The sequence below is a fragment of the Sphingomonas kyeonggiensis genome (assembly GCF_014196745.1).
In the GTDB taxonomy this organism is placed as follows: Bacteria; Pseudomonadota; Alphaproteobacteria; order Sphingomonadales; family Sphingomonadaceae; genus Sphingomonas; species Sphingomonas kyeonggiensis.
In genome coordinates, this window is record NZ_JACIEH010000001.1 from 1,063,366 (window position 1) to 1,086,265 (window position 22,900).

General features: G+C 66.2%; 26 protein-coding genes and 1 tRNA gene. 11 read left to right on the forward strand and 16 right to left on the reverse strand.

What is annotated here, in order from left to right; translation table 11 throughout:
- Positions 1 to 45 precede the first annotated feature (45 nt).
- Complete coding sequence (locus GGR46_RS25805) at positions 46 to 312, reverse strand: DUF3761 domain-containing protein (protein WP_183995160.1); 267 nt, start codon at positions 310 to 312, stop codon at positions 46 to 48.
- Between the two features lie 363 nt (positions 313 to 675).
- Between GGR46_RS25805 and GGR46_RS05140 the strand changes: the two genes are divergently transcribed.
- Positions 676 to 861 carry a hypothetical protein gene (locus tag GGR46_RS05140; RefSeq protein WP_183995163.1) on the forward strand — a complete coding sequence of 62 codons (186 nt, stop codon included), beginning with the start codon at positions 676 to 678 and terminating at the stop codon, positions 859 to 861.
- A 267-nt stretch (positions 862 to 1,128) separates the two neighbouring features.
- Positions 1,129 to 1,389: a helix-turn-helix domain-containing protein gene (locus GGR46_RS05145; RefSeq protein WP_343058013.1), complete on the forward strand. Its 261-nt coding sequence runs from the start codon at positions 1,129 to 1,131 to the stop codon at positions 1,387 to 1,389.
- Positions 1,390 to 1,570: 181 nt separating this feature from the next.
- On the opposite strand, the gene GGR46_RS05150 is transcribed toward GGR46_RS05145, so the two are convergent.
- The 6 genes from GGR46_RS05150 to GGR46_RS05175 form a co-directional block, all read right to left on the reverse strand.
- Positions 1,571 to 1,646: transfer RNA gene (locus GGR46_RS05150), tRNA-Lys, on the reverse strand.
- Between the two features lie 101 nt (positions 1,647 to 1,747).
- Positions 1,748 to 2,884 (reverse strand): rod shape-determining protein RodA, encoded by a 1,137-nt coding sequence (rodA, locus tag GGR46_RS05155; RefSeq protein WP_183995167.1) that lies wholly within the window; start codon positions 2,882 to 2,884, stop codon positions 1,748 to 1,750.
- Positions 2,884 to 4,917 (reverse strand): penicillin-binding protein 2, encoded by a 2,034-nt coding sequence (gene mrdA / locus GGR46_RS05160; RefSeq protein ID WP_183995169.1) that lies wholly within the window; start codon positions 4,915 to 4,917, stop codon positions 2,884 to 2,886. The genes rodA and mrdA overlap by 1 nt, the downstream gene beginning before the upstream one ends.
- Complete coding sequence (gene mreD / locus GGR46_RS05165; protein ID WP_343058014.1) at positions 4,917 to 5,423, reverse strand: rod shape-determining protein MreD; 507 nt, start codon at positions 5,421 to 5,423, stop codon at positions 4,917 to 4,919. The genes mrdA and mreD overlap by 1 nt, the downstream gene beginning before the upstream one ends.
- Positions 5,424 to 5,425: 2 nt before the next feature.
- Positions 5,426 to 6,256, reverse strand: coding sequence for a rod shape-determining protein MreC (locus GGR46_RS05170; protein ID WP_343058016.1), 831 nt, complete (start codon positions 6,254 to 6,256; stop codon positions 5,426 to 5,428).
- Positions 6,257 to 6,343: 87 nt separating this feature from the next.
- Positions 6,344 to 7,384, reverse strand: coding sequence for a rod shape-determining protein (locus GGR46_RS05175; RefSeq protein ID WP_086129461.1), 1,041 nt, complete (start codon positions 7,382 to 7,384; stop codon positions 6,344 to 6,346).
- Between the two features lie 147 nt (positions 7,385 to 7,531).
- Between GGR46_RS05175 and mutL the strand changes: the two genes are divergently transcribed.
- Positions 7,532 to 9,334, forward strand: coding sequence for a DNA mismatch repair endonuclease MutL (gene mutL, locus GGR46_RS05180; protein ID WP_183995173.1), 1,803 nt, complete (start codon positions 7,532 to 7,534; stop codon positions 9,332 to 9,334).
- Between the two features lie 89 nt (positions 9,335 to 9,423).
- Entirely contained in the window at positions 9,424 to 9,639 is a 216-nt protein-coding gene (locus tag GGR46_RS05185) for a hypothetical protein (RefSeq protein ID WP_183995175.1), read from the forward strand.
- Positions 9,640 to 9,676: 37 nt separating this feature from the next.
- Here the strand turns inward: GGR46_RS05185 and GGR46_RS05190 are convergent, their stop codons facing one another.
- The 6 genes from GGR46_RS05190 to rpsF all read right to left on the reverse strand — a co-directional run bounded on the left by GGR46_RS05190 (position 9,677) and on the right by rpsF (position 13,091).
- Entirely contained in the window at positions 9,677 to 9,964 is a 288-nt protein-coding gene (locus tag GGR46_RS05190; RefSeq protein WP_183995177.1) for a hypothetical protein, read from the reverse strand.
- A 59-nt stretch (positions 9,965 to 10,023) separates the two neighbouring features.
- The gene (locus GGR46_RS05195) at positions 10,024 to 10,743 is read right to left on the reverse strand and encodes a CAP domain-containing protein (RefSeq protein ID WP_183995180.1); all 720 of its coding nucleotides are present in this window, start codon (positions 10,741 to 10,743) and stop codon (positions 10,024 to 10,026) included.
- A gap of 120 nt (positions 10,744 to 10,863) precedes the next feature.
- The gene (locus GGR46_RS05200; protein WP_183995182.1) at positions 10,864 to 11,466 is read right to left on the reverse strand and encodes a CAP domain-containing protein; all 603 of its coding nucleotides are present in this window, start codon (positions 11,464 to 11,466) and stop codon (positions 10,864 to 10,866) included.
- Between the two features lie 358 nt (positions 11,467 to 11,824).
- Positions 11,825 to 12,442 (reverse strand): 50S ribosomal protein L9, encoded by a 618-nt coding sequence (gene rplI, locus GGR46_RS05205; RefSeq protein WP_183995185.1) that lies wholly within the window; start codon positions 12,440 to 12,442, stop codon positions 11,825 to 11,827.
- A 14-nt stretch (positions 12,443 to 12,456) separates the two neighbouring features.
- Entirely contained in the window at positions 12,457 to 12,681 is a 225-nt protein-coding gene (gene rpsR, locus GGR46_RS05210) for a 30S ribosomal protein S18 (RefSeq protein WP_010543816.1), read from the reverse strand.
- Positions 12,682 to 12,695: 14 nt separating this feature from the next.
- Positions 12,696 to 13,091: a 30S ribosomal protein S6 gene (gene rpsF / locus GGR46_RS05215; RefSeq protein WP_183995187.1), complete on the reverse strand. Its 396-nt coding sequence runs from the start codon at positions 13,089 to 13,091 to the stop codon at positions 12,696 to 12,698.
- A 226-nt stretch (positions 13,092 to 13,317) separates the two neighbouring features.
- Between rpsF and GGR46_RS05220 the strand changes: the two genes are divergently transcribed.
- On the forward strand, positions 13,318 to 14,754 hold the full coding sequence (locus GGR46_RS05220; RefSeq protein ID WP_183995189.1) for a hypothetical protein: 1,437 nt from the start codon (positions 13,318 to 13,320) through the stop codon (positions 14,752 to 14,754).
- Between the two features lie 54 nt (positions 14,755 to 14,808).
- Here GGR46_RS05220 and GGR46_RS05225 read toward each other — a convergent pair whose 3' ends face one another.
- From GGR46_RS05225 to GGR46_RS05235, 3 genes are all read right to left on the reverse strand, one after another.
- Entirely contained in the window at positions 14,809 to 15,861 is a 1,053-nt protein-coding gene (locus GGR46_RS05225) for an alpha/beta hydrolase (protein WP_183995191.1), read from the reverse strand.
- A 78-nt stretch (positions 15,862 to 15,939) separates the two neighbouring features.
- Positions 15,940 to 16,896: a hypothetical protein gene (locus GGR46_RS05230; RefSeq protein ID WP_183995193.1), complete on the reverse strand. Its 957-nt coding sequence runs from the start codon at positions 16,894 to 16,896 to the stop codon at positions 15,940 to 15,942.
- Between the two features lie 133 nt (positions 16,897 to 17,029).
- Positions 17,030 to 17,362, reverse strand: a complete 333-nt coding sequence (locus GGR46_RS05235) for an RcnB family protein (RefSeq protein WP_183995195.1) — start codon at positions 17,360 to 17,362, stop codon at positions 17,030 to 17,032.
- Positions 17,363 to 17,580: 218 nt separating this feature from the next.
- Between GGR46_RS05235 and fabD the strand changes: the two genes are divergently transcribed.
- The 6 genes from fabD to mltG all read left to right on the forward strand — a co-directional run bounded on the left by fabD (position 17,581) and on the right by mltG (position 22,716).
- Entirely contained in the window at positions 17,581 to 18,516 is a 936-nt protein-coding gene (gene fabD, locus GGR46_RS05240) for an ACP S-malonyltransferase (protein ID WP_183995197.1), read from the forward strand.
- Between the two features lie 99 nt (positions 18,517 to 18,615).
- Positions 18,616 to 19,353 carry a 3-oxoacyl-[acyl-carrier-protein] reductase gene (gene fabG / locus GGR46_RS05245; protein ID WP_183995199.1) on the forward strand — a complete coding sequence of 246 codons (738 nt, stop codon included), beginning with the start codon at positions 18,616 to 18,618 and terminating at the stop codon, positions 19,351 to 19,353.
- Positions 19,354 to 19,382: 29 nt separating this feature from the next.
- Positions 19,383 to 19,919, forward strand: coding sequence for a hypothetical protein (locus GGR46_RS05250; RefSeq protein WP_183995201.1), 537 nt, complete (start codon positions 19,383 to 19,385; stop codon positions 19,917 to 19,919).
- 101 nt (positions 19,920 to 20,020) lie between these two features.
- Positions 20,021 to 20,269 carry an acyl carrier protein gene (locus tag GGR46_RS05255; RefSeq protein ID WP_183995203.1) on the forward strand — a complete coding sequence of 83 codons (249 nt, stop codon included), beginning with the start codon at positions 20,021 to 20,023 and terminating at the stop codon, positions 20,267 to 20,269.
- Positions 20,270 to 20,435: 166 nt separating this feature from the next.
- Positions 20,436 to 21,695 (forward strand): beta-ketoacyl-ACP synthase II, encoded by a 1,260-nt coding sequence (gene fabF, locus GGR46_RS05260; RefSeq protein WP_183995205.1) that lies wholly within the window; start codon positions 20,436 to 20,438, stop codon positions 21,693 to 21,695.
- A 109-nt stretch (positions 21,696 to 21,804) separates the two neighbouring features.
- Entirely contained in the window at positions 21,805 to 22,716 is a 912-nt protein-coding gene (mltG, locus tag GGR46_RS05265) for an endolytic transglycosylase MltG (RefSeq protein WP_183996771.1), read from the forward strand.
- Positions 22,717 to 22,900: the final 184 nt, after the last annotated feature.

The following is a 22,900-nucleotide window of genomic DNA, read 5'->3' on the forward strand; positions in this document are numbered from 1 at the left end:
GGAATGTGGCGGGCTGCCAGGGAGCACGAAAAGACGTCTCCGGCTTCAAAGCCAGATTGCGACACCCCCGGGGTGCGAGCAGGTGCCCCTGCGGCTCGCGCTGAAGCTGAAGGTTCCATCGCGGCATTGAGCCGAGGCGCCGTCGGGCATCTGGAGGACGGGCATTGCGCGGTGCCTGCGCTTCAGCTTGGGATGAGACCTCGCATGACCGGTCCCACCTTTTGCCTGTATCCCGTGTGCGAACGCACCAGGATTGTCCCAGGCGGGCGGTATCGCCAAGGCTAGCGCTGCCGCCGGCCAGACATATCGCATTGATTTTCCTCCCCTTCGCCATTGAGGTTAGGCGAGGAGGCTAGGATAGTTCCATCCGAAACGGAGCCGTAACGGAGCTAATTTACTCGAAACGAGGTGCTCGCATCGACTTCAACTGCGCTGCTACCTGTCTGATGGACAATTCAATCCATATCGGACTTGGTCGACAACATTGGAGCGTGGTTTGGCATATGCGGGGGTACAGCTCGCGCTTATCTCTCCCCGAAAATCGAAAAGGCGAGCTTTGCCAAAGCAGCGTTAGTCATCGTGATTGAAGAGTGACGCAAAAGGACTAAGAGGGCGGTCATCGCGAGGTTCGACCGTTCCTGAAGGCTGGACGGTCCAGCTTCCACCTTCGCTTCGTTGAACGTTGACCTGGCCGATCTCGTCCCCAAGTTTAACCTGAAGCCGAGCGTCGCCGGAGTGGACGATGCCATTGAGGTGGAGCCCGGTCACGCTGGTTACCCCATTCTCAGACAAGAAGTGACCTATGGCGTCAAACGCGTGCCCAAGCTGATCTGGCGTGGATGGTCCTTCGATAACAAATAGCACAGCTTTTCTCCGGTACGGTGGTTCACCTCGGCGGCAGTTGGTTGCATTGCATGCTCCGTCCCGAGTCGCGGCGATGGATCGCAAGACTTCGAGCGCCGGGGCATCGATACACGTCGGTGTCCGCCTCGCTCGTCCGATACGAGTGCAGGATGAACATCCACGATCTTCTATTGCTCATCCACACATAGCATGAAGGATTGGGACTTAAAAGCCGTGGCCTTGTGAGGCGTAGACCGAACCCTTGCTGCAGATTCAAGTGGAGGTGTGTATAAGCATGTTCAAAGGAAGGTCGGACTGACCATACGCCACGCGCGCATGCGGAAGGGCTATTCCCAGGAGCAGTTCGCGCAGGCCGCGAATATCGACCGGGCTCGCTACGGGCGCTTGGAGCGCGGCGAAATTAACTTCACCTTGCATACTCTGCTGGCGGTGGCAGCTCATCTCGAAATCACGCCCTCCGAGCTCCTTAACGAGGTCACAGCGGAGGACTGCGAGCCCTGGCAGGATGACACGGATCCAGATTGATCTGGGCCGGCAGCCATGCTGCATCCATGCTGCATCGCGCGTTCAAAAACTGAAGCTGACGATGAGGGCGCCGTTATCAGCCGTTAGTCAGTACCGGGGCGGGTCCGCATTGTGAGCGCGGGCGGCCCGAAGTATCTGCTTGAAATTTCTGGAATTTACCTCGGTCAACCCAGGAAGGGAATGGTGGACGCACTTGGGCTCGAACCAAGGACCCGCTGATTAAGAGTCAGCTGCTCTACCAACTGAGCTATGCGTCCATTCCGGGTCGTTTCGGCGCTCTTGGTGAGTGCGCCTCCGCAGTGGAGGTGGGCCTTTAGCTGCGAGGTTCGCGGCTTGTAAACCCCTTATTTTGAAAAAATCACCATCGCTGTACGCGGCGGCTCTGGCGGTCGATCGAAAGCAGGATTCCGAAGCAGATCATGAAGGTCATCACGGCGGTGCCGCCGAAGCTGATCAGCGGCAGCGGCACGCCCACCACCGGCGCCAGGCCCATCACCATCGCCATGTTGATCGCGCAATAATAGAAGATCGTCGCGGAAAGGCCCGCCGCGGTCAGCCGGGCGAAGCGGCTCTGCGCGCGCATGCTCACGCCGATGCCCCAGCGGATCAGCGTACCGAAGCCCAGCAGCAGGAAGAAGCCGCCCATCAGGCCCCATTCCTCCATCATCGTCGCCAGCGCGAAGTCGGTATGGCCTTCGGGCAGATAGTCGAGATGGCTCTGCGTGCCCTGCAGGAAGCCCTTGCCGAACACGCCGCCCGAGCCGATCGCCACCTTGGACTGGCTGATGTGATAACCGGTGCCCAACGGATCGCTCTCGGGATCGAGGAAGATCATCACGCGGTTGCGCTGGTAGTCGTGCAGGACGAAGTTCACCGCCAGCGGCGCCGCCACCGAAAGCGCCAGCGCACCGCCGATGAACAGCCTGAGCGGGATGCCCGCCAGGAACATCACGGTCACGCCGCCGAAGCAGATCATCAGCGCGGTGCCGAGATCGGGCTGGAGCATGACCAGGCCGGCGGGGATTCCGATAAGCACGCAGGCCGGCCAGATCGCGCCGAACTTCCGTATCTCGCCCGCGGGCAATATCTCGTAGAAGCGCGCCATCGCCATCACGATCACCGGCTTCATCAGCTCGGAGGGCTGCAATCGGATGAAGCCCAGGTCGAGCCATCGCTGGCTGCCGCCGGCAACCGCGCCGAGTAGTTCCACGCCCACCAGCATCAATACGATGACGATGTACATCGGGAAGGCGCCGAGCGCCCAGAAGGTCTCGGGCACGCGCGACAGACCGATCGCCATCGCCAGGAAGATGAAGAAGCGTAGCCCCTGGTTGAGCGCCCAGGGCGTCATGCTCCCGCTCGCCGCCGAATAGAGCACGACCAGCCCGAACATGCCGATCGCCACCACTAGCCCGATGATCCGCCAGGGCAGCTGGGCGAGGGGGCCGGGGACGATGCCCGAGGGGCCGAGGCCCGAGGATTGGAGCGTCGCCATTACTCTGCCTCCACGCTGCCGCGTTCGGCCGCGCTGCTGTCGATCGTGTTGCTGGTCGTGGCGTTGGCCGCCTCGGACGCGACGGTGCTCGCTGCTTCCACCGCGTCCTCCGGCGTCTCGGGGGGCGGGGCGCTCTGCGCCGCGCGGAAGGCCTGGGACTGCGCCGCCATCCGGGTCCGGTAATCGCCGCCCCAGGTCGGCTCCTCGGCATGGAGCGAGTCCATCGCGCGCTTCCGGTCGAACAGGAAGGTCATGATGTCGCGGCCGATCATCGGGGTGTCGAGGTTGCGGATCGTGTGACCATTATGCTCGAGCACGATGCCCGCGGCATATTTGGGCTTGTCCGCCGGCGCGAAGCAGACGAGCAGCGCGTGGTCACGCAGCTTGAACGGCAGCGAGGCGTTCTTGAGCACGCCCGATGCGCGCTCCGCCATGGTGATGCGGCGCACCTGGGCGGTGCCGGTCTTGCCCGCCAGGGTTATGCCGGGCACCTGGATGCGCGCCGCGCCGCCGGTGCCGCCCGAATTGATCACGCCGAACATCGCGTCGCGGATGATCGCCAGCTGCTCGGGCGTGGCGGCGAGGGGCGGGGCCTCCTGGCGCGGCGTGTCGGCGAGCAGCCGGGGGACGAGCTGGCGCCCCGAGGCTAGCCGGCTGGCCATCACCGCCAGCTGCAGCGGATTGGCCAGCACATAGCCCTGGCCGATCGAGGCGTTGAGCGAATCCGCCACCGTCCATTGCTGCTTGTAGCGCTTCAGCTTCCAGGCGCTGTCCGGCACCGTGCCGAAGCGCTGGGTCGAGAAGGGCAGGTCGAACCGCTGGCCCAGGCCCAGCGCGCGCGCCATCGGCGCCACCGCGTCATAGCCCACGCGGCGCACCATCTCGTAGAAATAGATGTCGCAGCTCTGCATGATCGCGTTCTTGAGGTCGAGCGCGCCATGGCCACCGCGCTTGTGGCAGTGGAACACGCCATTGCCGACGCGCATCGCGCCCGAGCAGACGACGCGGGCATGCGGATCGACGCCGGCGTGCATCAGCGCCAGCCCGTTCATCGGCTTCACGGTGGAGCCGGGCGGATACAGGCCCTGCAGCGCCTTGTTCATGAGGGGGACGTGATCGTCCTCGCTCAGCATCTTCCATTCGTTGCGGCTGATGCCGTCGGAGAAGCTGTTGGGGTCGTAGGCCGGCATCGAGACCATGGCGAGGATGTCGCCATTCTCCACGTCGATCACCGTCGCCGAGCCGGAGTTGGTGCCCAGCCGCCGTGCGACATATTCCTGGAGCAGCGCGTCGATGGTGAGCTTCACCGTCTCGCCCGGCTTGTCGGGCCGGGTGGCGAGCTCCTTGACCAGCCGGCCATGCGCGGTGACCTCGACCCGCTTGGCGCCCGGCGTACCGCGCAGGCGGTCCTCCAGCGTCTTCTCCAGGCCGTCCTTGCCCAGCTTGAAGCCGGGGGCGACCAGCAGCGGGTCCTTTTCCTTCTGATATTGTTCGGCCGAGGCGGTGCCGACATAGCCGACCAGGTGCGCCACGCCCGCCGCCAGCGGATAGTTGCGCGAGAAGCCGCGGGTCGGCTGCACGCCCGGCATCTCGGGCACGCGCACGCTCACCGCGGCGAACCGCTCCCAGTCGAGGCTGTCGGAGACCTGGACCGGCTGGAAGCCCGAGGCGCGCTTCAGGTCGGTGCGGATCCGCGCCATTTCCTCTTCGCTGAGGCTCAGGATCTGCTGGAGCATGCCCAGCGTCTTTTCCTTGTCCTCCATCCGGTCGGGGATCATGTCGACGCGGAACGCGGTGCGGTTGTTGGCGATGGGGATGCCGTTACGGTCGACGATCCAGCCGCGCCGCGGCGGCGAGAGCGTCATGCGCACGCGGTTGCTCTCGGCGGTGTTCCGGTAGCGCTCGTTCTCGAACACGGCGAGCCACGTCATCCGCCCCGCCAGTACGAGCGCGGCAGCACCCTGGATCCCGCCGAGCACCAGCGCGCGGCGGGAGAAACTATAAGCCTGCGCTGCTTCGGTGATACGGACCATTATTGTCGCTTCTTATCCCGATCGAGCCAGGCGCAGAACCGGGCAATTACGGGGTATAGTGCCGCCGAGACGACGATCTGGAGGAGCAGCGCGCTATCGACATGCGCGCTGAACGGCGATGCGATCAGCCGCCCCAGGATCAATACCATGCCGATCGCGCCGCTGGCGATCAGCCAGTCCTGCCAGAAGTCGCGCCACACCAGCCGGGTGTCGAGCACGTCGACCATCAGGATCGCCAGCGTCCACAGCACCATTGCGCTGCCCAGCGGCTGCCCGCTGAACATGTCGTCGACGAAGCCGAGCGGCACCGGCAACCAGACCTTCATCACGTCGCCGCGCACCAGCCGCCAGCCGAGCAGCATCATCAGGCCGAACGGCGGCAGGAAGGGCACGGTGGTGACGACCGGCAAGAGAGTCGTCATCGATCCCAGCACCACCGACAGCGGCGCCAGCCAGATGCTGCGCGGCATCTTCTCGCTTCGGCCGAGAGGGATATAGTCGGTCACGCCTATTTCTTCTCGGCCTTGGGTTTGGCGCTGGGTGAGGGGGATGGCGTGGGTGTCGGCTCGGGCAGAAAAGTCTGCTGGACCAGCGCAAAGTCGAGCGAGTCCGGGTTGGCCGAGGGTTGCGCGACGGCGATGTCGCGCGAAGTGCGGATGACGTTCGCCACCGGGATGTTCGGCGGGAAGATGCCGCCCGTGCCCGAAGTGACGAAGGTATCGCCCGGCTGGAAGATCATCGTCGCCACGCTCGCCGAGCGCACGTCGAGCAGCCCGTCGCCACGGCCGGTGGCGATCGCGGGCAGACCGTCGCGGGTGCGGCGTACCGGCACGATGCTCTCGGGATCGACGATCAGCAGCACGCGGGCGGTGTTGGGGCTGGTTTCGATCACCTGGCCGATGAGGCCGTCGGGCTGGCGCACCGGCTGGCCCGTCTTCACGCCCTGCCAGCCGCCCGCGTTGAGCGTGGCATAGCGCCGCGTGCTGCCCAGCGAACTCGCCACCAGCCGCGCCGCCACCACCGCGTCGGTGGAGACGTCGCGCAGCTTGAGCATCTCGCGAAGGTGGCGGTTTTCCTGGTTCAGCGTCCGCGCACGGCTGACCAGCAGCTGGTCATCGGCGATCTGCTTCTTCAGCCGGGCATTCTCGCCGCGGACGTTCCAGTAGCTGGAGACGCCGCCCGGCACCCCGGCCACGCTGCCGCGCACCCAGGTGAGCCCCGAGGCGACGGGCGTGGTGATCTCCGAGAAGAAACCGCGCACCGCCGCGAAGGCCGGCGGGTTGAACGTCGAGAGCAGCAGCAAGGCCACGCCGATCAGCATGCCGCCAACCGCGCCCACGTAACCGAGGAATATTCCGTACTGCGCCCGTCGCGAAAAACCCGAGCGCCGGTTGCGTGGCGGCGCCATTGCCCCCTGCCTTCCGAATTAGACCGAGATGAGCACGCCGCGGAACACCGGATCCTCCAGGGCACGGCCGGTGCCGAGCGCCACGCAGGTCAGCGGGTCCTCGGCGATCGTCACCGGAAGGCCGGTCTCGTCGCGGAGCACTTCGTCGATCCCCTGCAGCAGCGCGCCGCCGCCGGTGAGGACGATGCCCTGGTCGACGATGTCGGCCGCCAGTTCCGGCGCGGTGTTCTCGAGCGCGATGCGAACGCCCTCGACGATCGTGCCGACCGGCTCGGACAGCGCTTCGGCGATCTGGCCCTGGTTGATCTGGATTTCCTTGGGCACGCCGTTGACCAGATCGCGACCCTTGATGTGGATCGTCTGGCCGATGCCGTCCGCCGGCGGCTTGGCGACGCCGACTTCCTGCTTGATGCGCTCGGCCGTGGCTTCGCCGATCAGCAGGTTGTGGTTGCGGCGCACGTAGGAGACGATCGACTCGTCCATCTTGTCGCCGCCGACGCGGACCGAGGTGGAATAGGCGAGGCCGCGCAGCGAAAGCACCGCGACTTCGGTGGTGCCGCCGCCGATGTCGACGACCATCGAGCCGATCGGCTCGGTCACCGGCATGTCGGCACCGATCGCGGCCGCCATCGGCTCCTCGATCAGCCACACCTGCGATGCGCCGGCGTTCGACGCGGCGTCCCGGATCGCGCGGCGCTCGACCGAGGTCGAGCCCGACGGCACGCAGATCACGATCTGCGGCCAGCGCATGAAGCGCCGCTGGCCGTGCACCTTGCGGATGAAGTGCTTGATCATTTCCTCGGCGATGTCGATGTCGGCGATCACGCCGTCGCGCAGCGGGCGGATCGCCTCGATGCTGCCCGGGGTCTTGCCCATCATCAGCTTGGCGTCGTCACCGACGGCCTTGACGCGCTTGACGCCGTTCAGCGTCTCGACCGCCACCACCGAAGGTTCGTTGAGGACGACGCCGCGGCCGCGGAGGTACACCACGGTGTTCGCGGTGCCGAGGTCGATCGCCATGTCGTGGGACATGAAATTGAACAAGCGGGGAAATGCCATTTATGGTTCCGTCCTGCGGCGCGGGCGCCCGCCGCGCAGCTCTTCAAAAAATCTAGTCCGGCCCCTCCCGGGACGGACTGAAGAATCCGGCCTGGTGCGATGCGGTTGGGGTCGCGGGATGCCGTCGCTTGGGCTAGAGCAACGACCATGTCAATACGCCGTCTGCCCGAACATCTTGTCAACCGAATTGCTGCGGGAGAAGTGGTCGAACGCCCCGCCAGCGCGCTGAAAGAACTGGTCGAAAATGCAATCGACGCGGGTGCCACCCGGATCGCCGTGAAACTGTCCGGCGGGGGCACCGATCTGATCGAAGTGACCGATGACGGCTGCGGCATGTCGCCCGCCGAAATGGCACTCGCGCTGGAGCGTCACGCCACCTCGAAACTGCCCGACGACGAGATCGACCAGGTCACCACCCTGGGCTTTCGCGGTGAGGCTCTGCCCTCGATCGCCAGCGTCGCGCGGATGACGCTGGAGAGCCGGGTGCGCGGCGCCGAGGGCTGGCACCGCATTGTCGACAATGGCGCGGTCGTCTCTGAAGGCCCTGCACCGCTGCCGCCGGGCACGCGCGTACGAGTCGAGGAGCTGTTCGCTCGCGTCCCCGCGCGCCGCAAGTTCCTGCGCTCGCCGCGCGCCGAATATGCCGCCAGCCTCGACGTGATGAAGCGCCTCGCCATGGCGCGGCCCGACATTGCCTTCTCGGTCGAGCATGACGGCCGCAAGGCATTCCACGTCCAGGGCAACGAGACCGGCCCCGAGCGCGTTGCCGGCCTCACCGACCGTGCGCTCGCCGAGAACAGCGTCGCGATCGATTTCGAGCGCGAGGGGCTGACCCTCGGCGGCGTCGCTGGCCTGCCGACCTTCAATCGCGGCGTGGCCGACCACCAGTATCTGTTCGTCAACGGGCGGCCCGTGAAGGATCGCCTGCTCATCGGTGCCCTGCGCGGTGCCTATGCCGAGATGCTGGCCCGCGATCGCCACCCGGTGGTCGCCCTGTTCCTCGACGTCCCGCCGGACCAGGTCGACGTCAATGTTCACCCTGCCAAGACCGAGGTCCGTTTCCGCGATCCGGCGCTGGTGCGCGGGATGATCGTCTCGGGGCTCCGCCGCGCGCTCGACGAGGCTGGTCACCGCAGTGTCCAGCGCCCGAGCGAGGCGGCGCTCGGTATGTGGACCAGCGAGACGAGCGCGCCGCCTGCGCCTGCGCCGCAGCTCTGGGATGCCGAACCGGCCCATGCCCCGGCGCCGCAGTACAATCCCGCGCCGTCCTACAATTACACCAGCGTCCAGGATCGCCGCCCGAGCTTCAGCACCCCGCCGCCGCTCGCCCGTGCCGAGCCGGCGGTGCAGCCGGTGCCGCAGAGCGTCCAGCACCCGCTCGGCGTCGCGCGCGGCCAGGTCGCCAAGACCTATATCGTCGCCGAGGCGGAGGATGGTCTGGTCCTGGTTGACCAGCACGCCGCGCATGAGCGTCTCGTCCTCGAACGGATGCGCAAGGCGATGGCCGAGGGCGGCGTTGCATCGCAGGGGCTGCTCGTTCCCGAGGTTGTAGAGCTCGACGAGCCCGCCTGCGACCGGCTCGAGGCCCGGATCGCAGAACTATCCGAGTTCGGGCTCGACCTCGAGCGCTTCGGCCCGCATGCGATGCTGGTCCGCGCCGTGCCGGCGGATCTGGGCAAGGGCGACGTCCATGCGCTGGTCACCGATCTCGCCGACGAGCTCGCCAGCTTCGACGAGGCGCTGAGCCTCAAGGAAAAGCTCGATCATGTCGCTGCGACCATGGCCTGCCACGGCTCGGTGCGGGCGGGCAGGGTGCTATCGGTCGCCGAGATGAACGCGCTGCTCCGCGAGATGGAAGTCACCCCGCACTCGGGCCAGTGCAACCACGGCCGCCCGACCTGGGTGAAGCTGGCGCATGGCGATATCGAGAAGCTGTTCGGGCGGAAGTGATGGAAGTTGGCACCGAGGTGGTGTCAACTTCACAGCATTCGCGGCAATCCTTCGTCTAGCCTCGTCTTCTCGCAACAGAGGAGTCGACCATGAAGAAATTGATGATCGCGGCAGTTGCCCTGCTCGCCGTGAGTCCGGCGATGGCCTATTGGCCGGGGCAGGTGGAATACAAGGTCATCTATTACGCGAGCGGAATGAATCAGGATAAGGTCGGCGAGGCGTTGTTCTTCTGTGACGGCACGATTGAAACAACCGGCATGGTCACGGCCTATACGGACGAGGAATATTACGGCTGTACCAACTAATCGCAGCGCCGGGGGCGGCGGTGTCGTCGCTCCCGGCCTACCGCCGCACCTTCCCGAAATGCCACGCGATATAGCTCCCCAGTGCGAGCCAGCCGCCGATCACCGGCCACACGCCATAGTCGTGCAGCGAATAGCTGAGCAGCGACGAAATCCCGATCAGCAGGTTCGCCGTGCCCCAGTAGAAGTTCATAAGCGGCGAGGAGTGCCCTACGCCGCGCGGACGGGCGAAGGGGGTGGGGAAGGGCTCGCCGCGCAGGCCGGCGGCAAGGTGCGGGATCGCGTTGCACAGCAACGCCCCGGCGAGGAACAGCACGACATAGCCCATCGGGCGCGATCCTCACCGATATGGGAGCGTCTGGCAATGCGACTTGCGTCGGAAGCGTCTCAGCGCTTGGTCGTCGCCGGCATGCGGAAGACCTGGCCGCCGCGCGCCCTGGCCCAGCCCGGCACCACCGGCGAGCCATCGGCGGTGCCGCTGAAGTCGACCACGCAGATATTGCCGAAGCGCCGATGCGCGCCGCAGCCGACGCCGGCATAATGGAAGTCCGCCTGGAACAGCAGCGCACGGTGCCCGCGGCCGCGCACGCCATCGTCGACGATCAGGCTGCGCACCACCGCGCCCGCATCGCCACTGCCATACCAGATGCCCTCGCCGACATAGATGTCGCCGCCGCGCCGCTTCACCCGGTCGCCCGGCGTCAGCCCGCCGCGCGAGACGTGCCCGCTTCCGCCCGTTGCACCCTGGTCGTCGGCATGATCCTGTGCTGCCAGCACCAGCAGCTCGCCCCGGCTGAGCGGCGGCAGCGGCGCCTGGCGCTCTAGGAAGTCGATCGCCTCGTCGACCGCGGCGACACCCTCATTGGTGATCACGCCGTTCTGGTCGCCCGGGAGGAACAGCACGCGGCCATCGAAGAAGTCGCGATATTCGCGCAGCATCTCGGCATATTCCCGCGGGTTCTCTCGGGCATAGTTGATCTCGGCGAGCACGTCGCGCTCGAGGCGGGAGACGTCGTTGGCGCGCTCGCCGGCAGTGGCGGCGGCGCTCGAGAAGAAGATGGCGCACGCGCCCAGCGCGGCGGTCCAACGGGCCTTGATGATACGCACGAACACGCTCCCCCCGGAGCCGGCCCGGGCCCCGCGCCCGTCCGTTACTTCACCGGTAGCGATACACGCTTAACCGCCTGAGAAGGCAAGCGGATATTCGGGAGTTAACCGTATCGGCGCTCAGGGGTGCCCGTCCGGCTTGCGGCCGAGATCGGCGACGCACATCACCCGGTAGCCCTGGTGCGGCCCGCAGGCGACGCCGGCATAGCGCATCTCGGCCGCGAACAGCGTCTTGCGGTGGCCGCGCCCCGGCACTGCGTCGTCGACGATCAGCTGGCGCACCACCTCGACGGCGCTCGGCGGGCCATAGGTGATCACCTCGGCGACATAGCTCCCGCCGCCGCGCCGCTGCACCCGGTCGCGCGGATTGGCGCCGTCGGCCGAGTAGTGGCCGGTGCCGCCGCGCGGGCCCTGCTCGCGGACATGGTCGCGCGCGGCGCGGGCGAGCAGGGTGGCGGGCTCGATCGGCTCCAGCGGCGCCTGGCGCTCGAGGAAGCGGATCGCCTCGTCCACCGCCCGGGTGCCTTCCTCCGTGCGCAGCCCGTCGGGATTGCCGGGATACCAGACGATCTTGCCCTTGAAATGCCTGCGATAGGCGCGGAGCTGCTCGGCATAGTCGCGCGGCCGGGTGCGGGCGAAGTTGATCTCGGCGAGCACGGCGGGTTCGATGCCCGTCTGCGCGGGTGTGGCGAGCGCCAGGGCGAGGGGCAGGAAAGGCGGCATCGCGCGCCTATAGACCAGTTCGAGGTGAACGCTTCCCGAACAAAAGATTAACGCGTGCTGCAACCTTGCTCGGCCAGGCTCGTTTTATGCTCCGAACGACAAACAGAGGTTCGGGTTGAGATGAGCAAGGTTCTGCCACTGGTCCTGGCCCTGATCCCGCTGGCAGCGGTGATCGGCGCCTGTGTTTCGTGTCCGTAACGCGATTCGTTTCATGCGCCGGCTTCGATGAATGGATCGAAATTACTTGGGCCGGGTTGCGGATACATCGGAATACTGAAACCCCCAGGGGTCGCGCAAAGAAAAGGGCCGCTCCGGATATCCCGGAGCGGCCCTTTCATTTTCCCGTGCGGGGGCTGGATCAGCCCTCGGCGGTCTCGCCTTCGTCGGCGGCCGGAGCGTCCTCGCGGACCTCGGCGGTCGCGCCCGGCTCGGCGTTGGGGTCGTAGGCCTCGACGAAGCCCGCGGTGTCACGGCCTTCCTCGAACATCGCGGCCATCACGTCGACGCCCTGCGCCTGCATGTCCGCCTCTTCCGGCGAACGGGCGACGTTGACCTTGACGGTCACCGAAACCTCGGGGTGCAGCGCAACCTTGACCTCGTACACGCCGATCGCCTTGATCGGCTTGTCGAGGACGACCTGCGACTTGGTGATCTTGTGGCCGTCGGCGACGAGCGCCTCGACCAGATCACGAACCGCGACCGAACCATAGAGCTGGCCGGTGTTCGAAGCCTGACGGATCAGGGTCACCGAAACGTCGTTGAACGTGCCGGCTTCCTTCTCCGCGTCGGTGCGGCGAGCGGCGTTGTCCGCCTCGATGCGCGCGCGGTTGGCCTCGAAGACCTTGCGGTTGGCGGCGTTCGAACGAAGCGCCTTCTTGTTCGGGAGCAGGTAGTTACGGGCGAAGCCGTCCTTGACCTTCACCACGTCGCCGATGGCGCCGAGCTTCTCGACGCGCTCAAGCAGAATGACTTCCATGGGTCGAGCCTCCCTTACTTAACGATGTAGGGCAGCAGGCCCAGGTGGCGGGCGCGCTTGATGGCCTGGGCCAGCTCGCGCTGCTTCTTGGCGCTCACCGAGGTGATGCGCGACGGGACGATCTTGCCGCGCTCAGAGACGAAGCCCTGCAGCAGACGGACGTCCTTGTAATCGATCCGGGGAGCGTCCTTCGCGGAGAAGGGGCAGCTCTTGCGACGGCGGAAAAACGGGCGTGCCATGGTCTATATCTCCCTTATTCGCCGCCACCGAAACCGGTGTTGCCACCAGCTTCATCACGATCGCGACGGCCGCGGCCGCGCTCACGCTCGCCCTTGCGCATCATCACGGTCGGACCCTGCTCCAGCTCGTCGACCTTGACGGTCATGTAGCGGATCACGTCTTCGTTGATCTGCGTCTGGCGCTCCAGCTCTGCAACCACGCCAGCCGGCGCGTCGATCTCGAGCATCACGTAGTGCGCCTTGCGGTTCTTGGCGATGCGATAGGCGAGCGAACGAAGACCCCAGGTCTCGGTCTTCACGACCTTGCCGTTATTGTCCTCGACGATCTTGGTGGCGGCTTCCGCCAGAGCGTCCACTTGCGCCTGTGCCAGGTCCTGGCGCGCAAGGAACACGTGCTCGTAAAGAGCCATGTATTCTCTTCCATGTTGGCCGATCGCTGACGCCACCCCATGTGGCGCCCCTCCGGCTGTCGTCTCGTATTCAATGGTCGCGCGAGCGGGAATCGCGTCCCCACGTCGAACGAAGGCGGGCCCTTACCGGAGGTGGGGCAGGAACGCAAGCGCCGCGCAAATTGACGCTTGCAATGTAGGATTTCAAGATGTTCTTCATTTGTTCCATCCAAAATGGAGATAGATGATGGTCCTCGCTTCTACCTTTGGTTTTTCCTCGAGCGCGACGCCGGCCGCGAACAAGACGGCGCTGCAGAACGCGATCAATGCGGCATATGATGTCGAACTGCCGGACGACGGCAATGAAGTCTCCTTCGAGGGACCGATCACCTTGCGGCCGGGCACGCGCCTGCGCGGCGCCGGTGCGACCGCGTCGCGAATCCGTTGCACGACGGACCTCGCGTTCGTCTACCACGCGCCCAACGGTCTGACGCTGTACGAAGCCCCGGAGTTGGACAATTTCGGGCTCGTCTGCGCCGCGTCGGGCATCCAGCTCAACGATCCGGATGCGAGCTTCGTCGAGACCGGCGAAAATCTCGGCCAGAGCTATATCATGCGCCCGCGTTTCCGGCGCCTTTCGCTGCTGGGCACGAGCATCTCGATCGAGGGTTCGTTCGGCATCAACCTGAACAAGTGCTTCTCGGCGGTGATCGACCAGTGCACCATCGAGCGGTTCGAGCGCGGCTATTGGGGGCGTGGCAGCGATTTCGAGACGATCACCAATCGTACCCGGATCCTCGACTGCGATACGCTGATCCATACCGAGAAGGTGGACAGCTTCGGCAGCGGCATGCTGATCGACGGCGCGGACCTGCTGGTTCCGACCCGGACCTTCATCAAGTCGAGCAATCGGCATCTGATGGTGCGCGACAGCTATCTCGAGAAGCAGAATGGCGCACGGCTGGCCGGGCCGGTGCTCGATATCGAGCACAACTATATCACCAGCTTCGAGCGCAACCGGTTCGAGGTGCCCTATACGGACGGCACGGCGCAGGGCACCACCCTCATCTGCCCGGACTTCCTGAAGGTGCAGGGTGAGGGCGCGCTGTTCGAGTTCGTTGGCAATACGTCGCTGAGCTTCGCCTGGGGGGCGGTCGACTGGAATGGCGGGAACGGCTCGCTGTATCTGCACGATACCTATGTGCGGCAGAAGATCGCGGTGCGTGACAATCGCCAGGCGCTGCCGGTGCCGTTCGTCACCGAGGATTCGCCGCCGCTGCGCAACGAATATCGCGATCTCTGGGTACTTTCGCCCTCGACCAGCGGCCTTATCACGGCGAACTATGCCACGAGCTGCCGTGTGATCGACGGGGCCTTCGTGCTGCCAGCGCTGGCGAGCTTCGGGTCGCTGCTGCACTTCCGCGATGCAGACCGTCCGGCGAGCGGTACGGTCGTCATCCGCGTCCTGGCCAAGGCGAGTGTCGCGGGGCAGCTGCTCCATGTGCAGCCGCAGAATTTCGGTGGAAGCGGGCCGGCGACCTCGTTTGCGCTGACGACCGGCTATCAGTGGTACACGCTGAGTCCCTCGGGCTCGTTCACCGATCTGGCGATCTATCTGTGGAACGATGACACCGGCAATGGCGGCACTGCGCATGTGAAGCAGATCGTGGTCGAGCGCGCCTGATCTGAAGGGGGGAGGGCGTTCCGAAAGGGGCGCCCTCCTTTCGCTTCGCTGCGCCTAGGGGCTGGCGTCATTCCCGCTCGCGGGGGCGAGCCTGTCTATCAGCCAATGTGCGATGAGCGTTTCCGGGAACAGCCAGCGGCCGCCGGGCGGAGTGACATTGGGTGGCGCGTCTGCGGGGCGATAGATGAACAGGTGTCCAGCGCCGGGTACCTGGACCACCAGTGCTTCGGGATTCTCCGCCAGTGCTGCCGTCGCGGCCGCTGCATTGGCGTCGGGCGACTGGTCGCGGCCGGCCAGCACGGCGAGAACCGGGATACGCAGGCGTGCCAGTGCCGGGCCCGGTGCGGCTTCGTACATCGAAAGGATCTGCGCGGTGTCGAGCGTCCTGGCCGCGCCTTCCGCGGCATCCGGGGCAAAGCCTGCCTGCACGAATGCCGCGACCAGATCGCGCCGCCCTTGTGCGACTGCCTCGCCCGGCGCCGCCCGGCGGCGGGCCTCCATCCAGGCACGGGTCGCTCCGGTGACTCGATCGGTGGCGCCGATGGAGTGGCCGCTCTCGATCAACTGGTCGCGCATGCTGTCGAGGAACATGTTGCCGCTTTCCCCGATCGGCCCCGCGAGGAAGACGATGGCCGCCAGGCCGCCGTCGCGCTCGGCGACGATCGGTGCGGCCACGGCGGCCTGGCTATGGCCGAGGAGCGCGATCCGCTTGCCGTCGATGTCGTCGCGCAGGCGCAGCCATTTGATCGTGGCGGCAAGGTCGGCTTCCATCTCCTGCATCGTGTCGGTGAAGGTGCCGGTCGACTGGCCGGTGCCACGCTTGTCGAAGTCGATCGTCGCGATCCCCGCAGCGTTCAGCCGCTCCTGCAGCGAAAAATAGGCGCCGCGTTTCTGCACGCCCGAACCGCCTCGGAGGATGACGACGGGGAGGGGGCCTTTCCGCGCCGGCAGGCGCAGCGTCCCCGCCAGCGTCACCCCGGGTTCGGAGGGGATGCGCACTTCGGTGGTGGTCACCGCCTTCTCCGCCGTCGCGGCAGGGGCATGGTTTGCAGGGGCGGGAACGGGAAGAAGCGCGGCGAGCGCGATCAGGATTATAGGTGCAGCCATGATATCGGTTCTCCCCCAGAGGTCAGCCGAACGTCATCCCCGCAAGTCTGGCCGCCTCGGGGCGAGGCGGCAAGCCGCTCAATACCGCTCGCCAGTCCCCCGCGGCTTCGGTGCCGGCCGCGTGTCGCTCGGCACGATCGGCGCGGGGCTGCGCGAGAGCCAGCCGCCGTCATCGTCGAGGCGCGGCTTGGGGAAGTCGGCCGGCGGGTGGATCGGGCCGCAGCCCTCGTCGTCCCACTGGATGCAGCGAATGCGGTCGTTGAAGATCACGCCGCGGACATTGCCGGTGCTGCCGTCAGGCCGCGTATAGCTGCTGTCGAGATACCATTCTCGGTTCTTCCTGGGCTTGCCCGATTGGGTCGGCTCGGAGACGCGGCCCATGTCGATGCCCCGGAAATGGCGCGAGAAGCTGTCGAGCTCGATCGCGGCGCGGAAGCGGCTCTCCGGCGTTCCCGCTCCGTCGAGCCGCTGGGTCAGCCAGTTGATCCGCCGGTCGCGGCGCGCCTCTTCCTCGCCCAGCCGGGTGATCCAGCCGGTGTCGCGCACGAACATGCCGACGGTGGAGAAGGTCACTTCGGACTGTTTCGGGATACCCCGCACCGAGACGATCTGGCCCTGGAAGCCCTTGGAGCCGCAGGTCGTCGCCTGCCACATCGTGCCGTCCGCCTCGTAGAGCTCGCAGCCGACCGAGGTACGCCGGCCGATCAGCGTGCCTTCGCGCAGGCCGTTCGGCCCCTCGAACCCGCCGACGGAATAATAGAAGCCGGTGACGTGCTCGCCGTCGAAGCTGAGCACCACCTTCACGCCGCCGCCGACGACCTGCTGGTAGCAGCGCTGGTCGGGATAGGGGCAGGGGGTCTGTTCGCGGCGGCGCAGGTCGGCGGTGACCGAGGTCTTGCCGGTATAATTGCCGAAATAGGCGACCTGGCCTTCGAAATCGGGGGCGAGGCCACCGTCCTCACGGTCCGCCGCAAGCGTGGCGAACGGCATCAACACGGCCGCGGCAAGGGCCGTAAGGGCAGCTGCCCTGAACATCCTGCATTCCTCCCTGTCGACGCCCGTTAACCATAACACTAACGGACCCGAAACGAGGAGTCGGATTCTTCCGGCTGAACGTAAAACGGCAGGGCATGGCCCTGCCGTTTCATTCGTGTTTCGAGGGTTTGTCTTAGCGGATCGCGTTGGCGATCACCGCGGCGATGATGCCCGAGGTGATGCCGACCAGCACCGCGTCATTGCCCGACTGGACATAGCGATAGCCGCGCGGCGGAGCCTTCAGGCCGCGATAGTGGCGATAGTCGATCTGGCGATAGTTGCGGGCGTAGCGGCTGTCGAAGCGGTCGCCCTTGTGCCAGCTGCGATAGCTCGGCTTGGTGACCACCTTCTTCTTGACTACCACCTTCTGCACCGGCGGGCGGCGATCATGCTGCTGCGGGGCGGCGGCGAGCACCGGGGTGGCGACCATCGAGGCGACGGCTGCGGCGAGAATGAACTTCTTCATGACTGCACTCCTCTTGTCTGTTCTGGCGCCGGCTTGTCCCCCGGCGTTGATCTCAATCTGGGGGTGGCGTGTCGCAGAGGTTTGTCTCGCGGGTTGCGAAATGGTCGCAATGTTTCGCAATCCTGTCCGCAGCGTTCATGTTGGGCAGGGTTGCGTCGGGCAGGGCGCAGGCCTAACGCGCGGCCCCAATCGCACGCAGCCGCTGACAGGAGAGACACATGCGCGCCTTCATCTTCCCCGGCCAGGGCAGCCAGGCCGTCGGCATGGGTAAAGCTCTTGCCGAAGCCAGCGCCACCGCCCGCGAAGTCTTCCAGGAAGTCGACGAGGCGCTTGGCCAGAACCTGTTCAAGCTCATGAGCGAAGGCCCCGAGGACGAACTGACCCTCACCGCCAATGCCCAGCCGGCGATCATGGCCAATGCCATCGCGGTGCTGCGCGTGCTCGAGAAGGAGGGCGGCATCCGCCTGGCCGACAAGGCCGATTTCGTCGCCGGCCACTCGCTCGGCGAGTACACCGCGCTCTGCGCCGCCGGTGCCTTCGATCTCGCCACCACCGCCAAGCTGCTGCGCATCCGCGGCGACGCGATGCAGGCGGCGGTGCCTGTCGGCGTCGGCGCGATGGCGGCGATCCTCGGCGCCGACCGCGAAAAGGCCCAGGCGATCGCGGACGCCGCGGCCGAGGGGCAGGTCTGCACCGTCGCCAATGACAATGACCCCTCGCAGGTCGTGATCTCGGGCCACCGCGAGGCGATCGAGCGCGCGTTGCCGATCGCCAAGGAGATGGGCGCCAAGCGAGCATTGCTCCTGCCGGTGTCCGCGCCGTTCCACTGCCCGCTGATGCAGCCGGCCGCCGATGCGATGGCCGAGGCGCTGGCCGCGGTCTCGCTCCAGGCGCCGCTGGTGCCCGTCTACGCCAATGTCACCGCCGCGCCGGTCGCCGATCCCGACACGATCCGCGCGCTGCTGGTCGAGCAGGTGACGGGGATGGTCCGCTGGCGCGAATCGGTGCTGGCGATGTTCGCGGCCGGCGTGACCGACTATGTCGAGTTCGGCGGCAAGGTGCTCGGCGGCATGGTCAAGCGCATCACCCCGGACGCCGCGCCGGTCAGCGTCGTGTCGATGGAGGACATCGAGGCACTGGTGAAGGGGCTGTAATTTTGGCCGTCATCCCGGCGAAAGCCGGGATCTCGTGCGATGGCGCGAGATGGCCTGAGATCCCGGCTTCCGCCGGGATGACGAAATAGGAGAAAGACCATGTTCGATCTTACTGGCATGACCGCCCTCGTCACCGGCGCCTCGGGCGGTATCGGCTCGGCGATCGCCAAGGCGCTGGCCGCACAGGGCGCCAGGCTCGCGGTTTCCGGCAGCAACGCTGAGAAGCTCGAATCCTTCCGCGCCGAGCTCGGCGGCGACCATGTCGCGCTGCCCTGCAACCTGTCCGATGCGGCGCAGGTCGATGCGCTGATCCCGCAGGCGGTGGAAGCGCTCGGCAAGCTCGACATTCTCGTCAACAATGCCGGTGTCACCCGCGACAACCTCACCATGCGGATGAAGGACGAGGAGTGGGATCAGGTCATCACCGTGAACCTGGAAGCCGCCTTCCGCCTGATTCGCGCCGCCGCCAAGCCGATGATGAAGGCGCGCTTCGGGCGCATCGTCTCGATCACCTCGGTCGTCGGCGCCACCGGCAATCCGGGCCAGGCCAATTACGCCGCCTCCAAGGCCGGCTTGGTCGGCATGTCCAAGGCGGTGGCCCAGGAGCTCGCCAGCCGCAACATCACGGTGAACTGCGTTGCCCCGGGCTTTATCCGCTCGGCGATGACCGACGTGCTGCCCGAGGCGCAGAAGACCGCGCTCCTTACCCGCATCCCGGCCGGCGATCTCGGCACGGGCGAGGACATCGGCGCAGCGGTGGTCTATCTCGCCAGCAAGGAAGCCGGCTATGTCACCGGTCAGACCTTGCATGTGAACGGCGGCATGGCGATGCTGTGAGCCTGGCCGGGGGCTGGAGTTTGAAGTCTATGCGTCTTTTCGAAATTGCAGCCCTCGCAGCCCTGGCCGTCGCGGCCCCGGCCCATGCCGCCGATCTCGCGACGATCGATTGCGTGATCGGCAAGCTCAAGCCGGCGCTCCAGGCGCAGATCTCCAAGGATGTCACCCGCAACATGGGGGAGGGCGCCGCCGTGCGCCCCACCTATGATCCGGCGGTGGGCAGCGGCATTTCGGTTGCCGCCAAGGAATGCGCGAACGCGAACAAATGGTCCGAAGCGGCGCTGGATGCTGCGCGGGTCTACACGCTCGCCAAGCTCGGCCTGCCGATCGCGGAGACGTTCGTGTCCGCGCAGGGATTCGAAATCGGGGAGCTGGAATCGCAGTTCGACGGGCTGCCCGAAGACCTGCGGAATCGGCCGCTCACCACCGCGGACATGCAGAAACTGGTGATCGCCTCGGTCACCGACGAAGCGAAGCAGACTCGCGCCAACGCGGCGCTGCTCAACAAATATTTCCTCTTTCTCAGCACCGTCCGCTACGCGGCCTGGCAATTTTCGGAAGCCTGACCGTCCGCGCCGGTGCGCGCACCCTCTTGCAACGACACCATGTGCGATCTAGGTGCGTTCCAACGATATTGAGCCCCTAGCTACAAAGGAAAACAGGGACCATGGCCACTCAGGAAGAGATCACCACCCGCGTGACTGCGCTCGTCGTCGATCACCTCGGTGTCGACGCCAACGACGTCACGCCGACGGCGAGCTTCATTGATGACCTGGGCGCCGACAGTCTCGACATCGTCGAGCTGGTGATGGCGTTCGAAGAAGAGTTCGGTGTCGAGATCCCCGACGACGCGGCTGAGAAGATCAGCACCGTCGGCGACGCGGTCTCCTACATCTCCGAGCACCAGGCGGGCTGATCGCCCTCCAGGCGATCGCGCCCTTATGGGCCGAGCTTGAGAATCCAGCGGCTCCCCGTCCCGGGCTCGAAAAGAGTTGGGCGGGGAGCCGTTTTGTTTTGGCCGTGAAACCCGGTATTTAACCGGCTTTCATGCGCAATGTTGAGAAGTTGGACGGAGAAATCGGATGCGCCGTGTAGTTGTCACCGGCCTTGGCCTCGTCACCCCGCTGGGCGCGGACGTCGAGACCGCCTGGAAGAACATCATCGCCGCCAAGTCGGGCGCTGGCACGATCACGCGATTCGACGCGACCGATTTCCAGAGCAACTATGCCTGCGAAGTGAAGGGTCCGGACCATGAATATGGCTTCGACCCGGGCAAGCGCGTCGACCACAAGATCCAGCGCCAGGTCGATCCGTTCATCGTCTACGGCATCGATGCCGCCGGCCAGGCGATCGAGGATGCCGGCCTGCTCGACATGGACGAGGCGACCCGTTTCCGCGCCGGCTGCTCGATCGGTTCGGGCATCGGCGGCCTGCCGGGCATCGAGAGCGAATCGCTCGTCCTCGCCGAAAAGGGCCCGAAGCGCGTCAGCCCGCACTTCGTCCATGGCCGCCTGATCAACCTGATCTCGGGCCAGGTCAGCATCAAATACGGCCTGATGGGCCCGAATCACGCCGTGGTCACCGCCTGCTCGACCGGGGCGCACTCGATCGGCGACGCCGCGCGGATGATCGCGATGGACGATGCCGACATCATGCTCGCCGGCGGCTCCGAGAGCACGGTCTGCCCGATCGGCATCGCCGGCTTCGGCCAGGCCCGCGCGCTCTCCACCGGCTTCCGCGACGATCCCACCAAGGCGAGCCGCCCCTGGGACCAGGGCCGCGACGGCTTCGTCATGGGCGAAGGCGCTGGCGTGGTGGTGCTCGAGGAATATGAGCACGCCAAGGCGCGCGGCGCGAAGATCTATGCCGAAGTGGTCGGCTATGGCCTGTCGGGCGACGCCTATCACGTCACCGCGCCGCATCCGGAAGGCTCGGGCGCGTTCCGCTCGATGCAGATGGCGGTGAAGAAGTCGGGCCTGGCCCTGTCGGACATCGACTATATCAACGCCCATGGCACCTCGACGCCGCTCGGCGACGAGCTCGAGCTGGGCGCGGTCCGCCGCCTGTTCGGCAGCGACATCGGCAGCTTGTCGATGAGCTCGACCAAGTCGGCGATCGGCCACCTGCTCGGCGGTGCCGGCGCGGTGGAGAGCATCTTCTGCATCCTGGCGCTGCGCGACCAGATCGTCCCGCCGACGCTCAACCTCGACAATCCGAGCGAGAATTGCGCGGGCGTCGATCTCGTCCCGCACAAGGCCAAGGAGCGCAAGGTGAAGGCCGTGCTGAACAATTCGTTCGGCTTCGGCGGCACCAATGCCAGCCTGGTGATGAAGGCTGTCTGAAGACACGCCAACGCCGGCACCGGCCGCACAGCCTGCCAAGCCCGTCCGGAAACGGCGGCTTGGCGGCTGCGTGCTGCTCGTCGCCATCCTGGTACTGGTCGCGCTCGGCATGGGCGTCCTCCAGCTCTGGGGCGGGGCGGGGCCGGCCCGGCAGAATATCTCGGTTCTGATCCCGGAAGGTTCGAGCCTGTCGCGCGCCGCGACCGAGCTGGAAAAGGCCGGCGCGATCGGCTCGGCCCGCCAGTTCCTGATCCTCGCCAAGGTGCTGGGCAGCGGCGACCCGATCAAGGCGGGCGAATATCGCGTGCCGGCCCGGCTCAGCCAGTCCGACATCCTCAAGATGATGCAGGGCGGCAAGACGCTCCAGCGCTTCGTGACGATCCCCGAGGGCACGCCCTCGATCCTGGTCTACGAGACGCTGATGAAGGCGCCGCAGCTCAGCGGCGAGATCCAGGTCCCGGCCGAAGGTTCGGTGCTGCCCGACAGCTATGCCTATAATCGCGGCGACACCCGCCAGGCGGTGCTCGATCGCATGCAGAAGGCGATGGCGACCTATCTCGCCAAGGCCTGGGAAGCGCGCAAGCCGGGTATCGCGGTCAGCAGCCCGAACGAGGCGCTGAACCTCGCCGCGATCGTCGAGAAGGAAACCGGCAAGCCCGAGGAGCGCAAGACGGTCGCCGCGGTCTACTCGAACCGCCTGCGCCAGAACATGCCGCTCCAGGCCGATCCGACCTTCATCTACCCGATCACCAAGGGCAAGCCGCTCGGCCGCCGCCCGCTCCTCTCCGAAGTGCACGCGAAGAACGCGTACAACACCTATGAGAAGACCGGCCTGCCGATCGGCCCGATCACCAATCCCGGCCGCGCCAGCATCGACGCCGTGCTCGATCCGGCGACCTCCTCGGCGCTGTATTTCGTCGCCGACGGCACCGGCGGCCATGTGTTCGCCGACACGCTCGAGCAGCACAACGCCAACGTGCAGAAATGGTACGCCATCCGCCGGGCACGCGGCGAGATGTGATCCTTATTCCCTCTCCCGCCTGCGGGAGAGGGTGGTCGAGCGAAGCGAGACCGGGTGAGGGTGGAAAGGGGAGGCAGGCACTTCGCCCGCAGTATTCACCCTCACCCTTCCGCCGACTTTGTCGGCTCCCTCCCTCTCCCGCAGGCGGGAGAGGGAATTAGCTCAGCCCCCAGCTTGCCTCCCC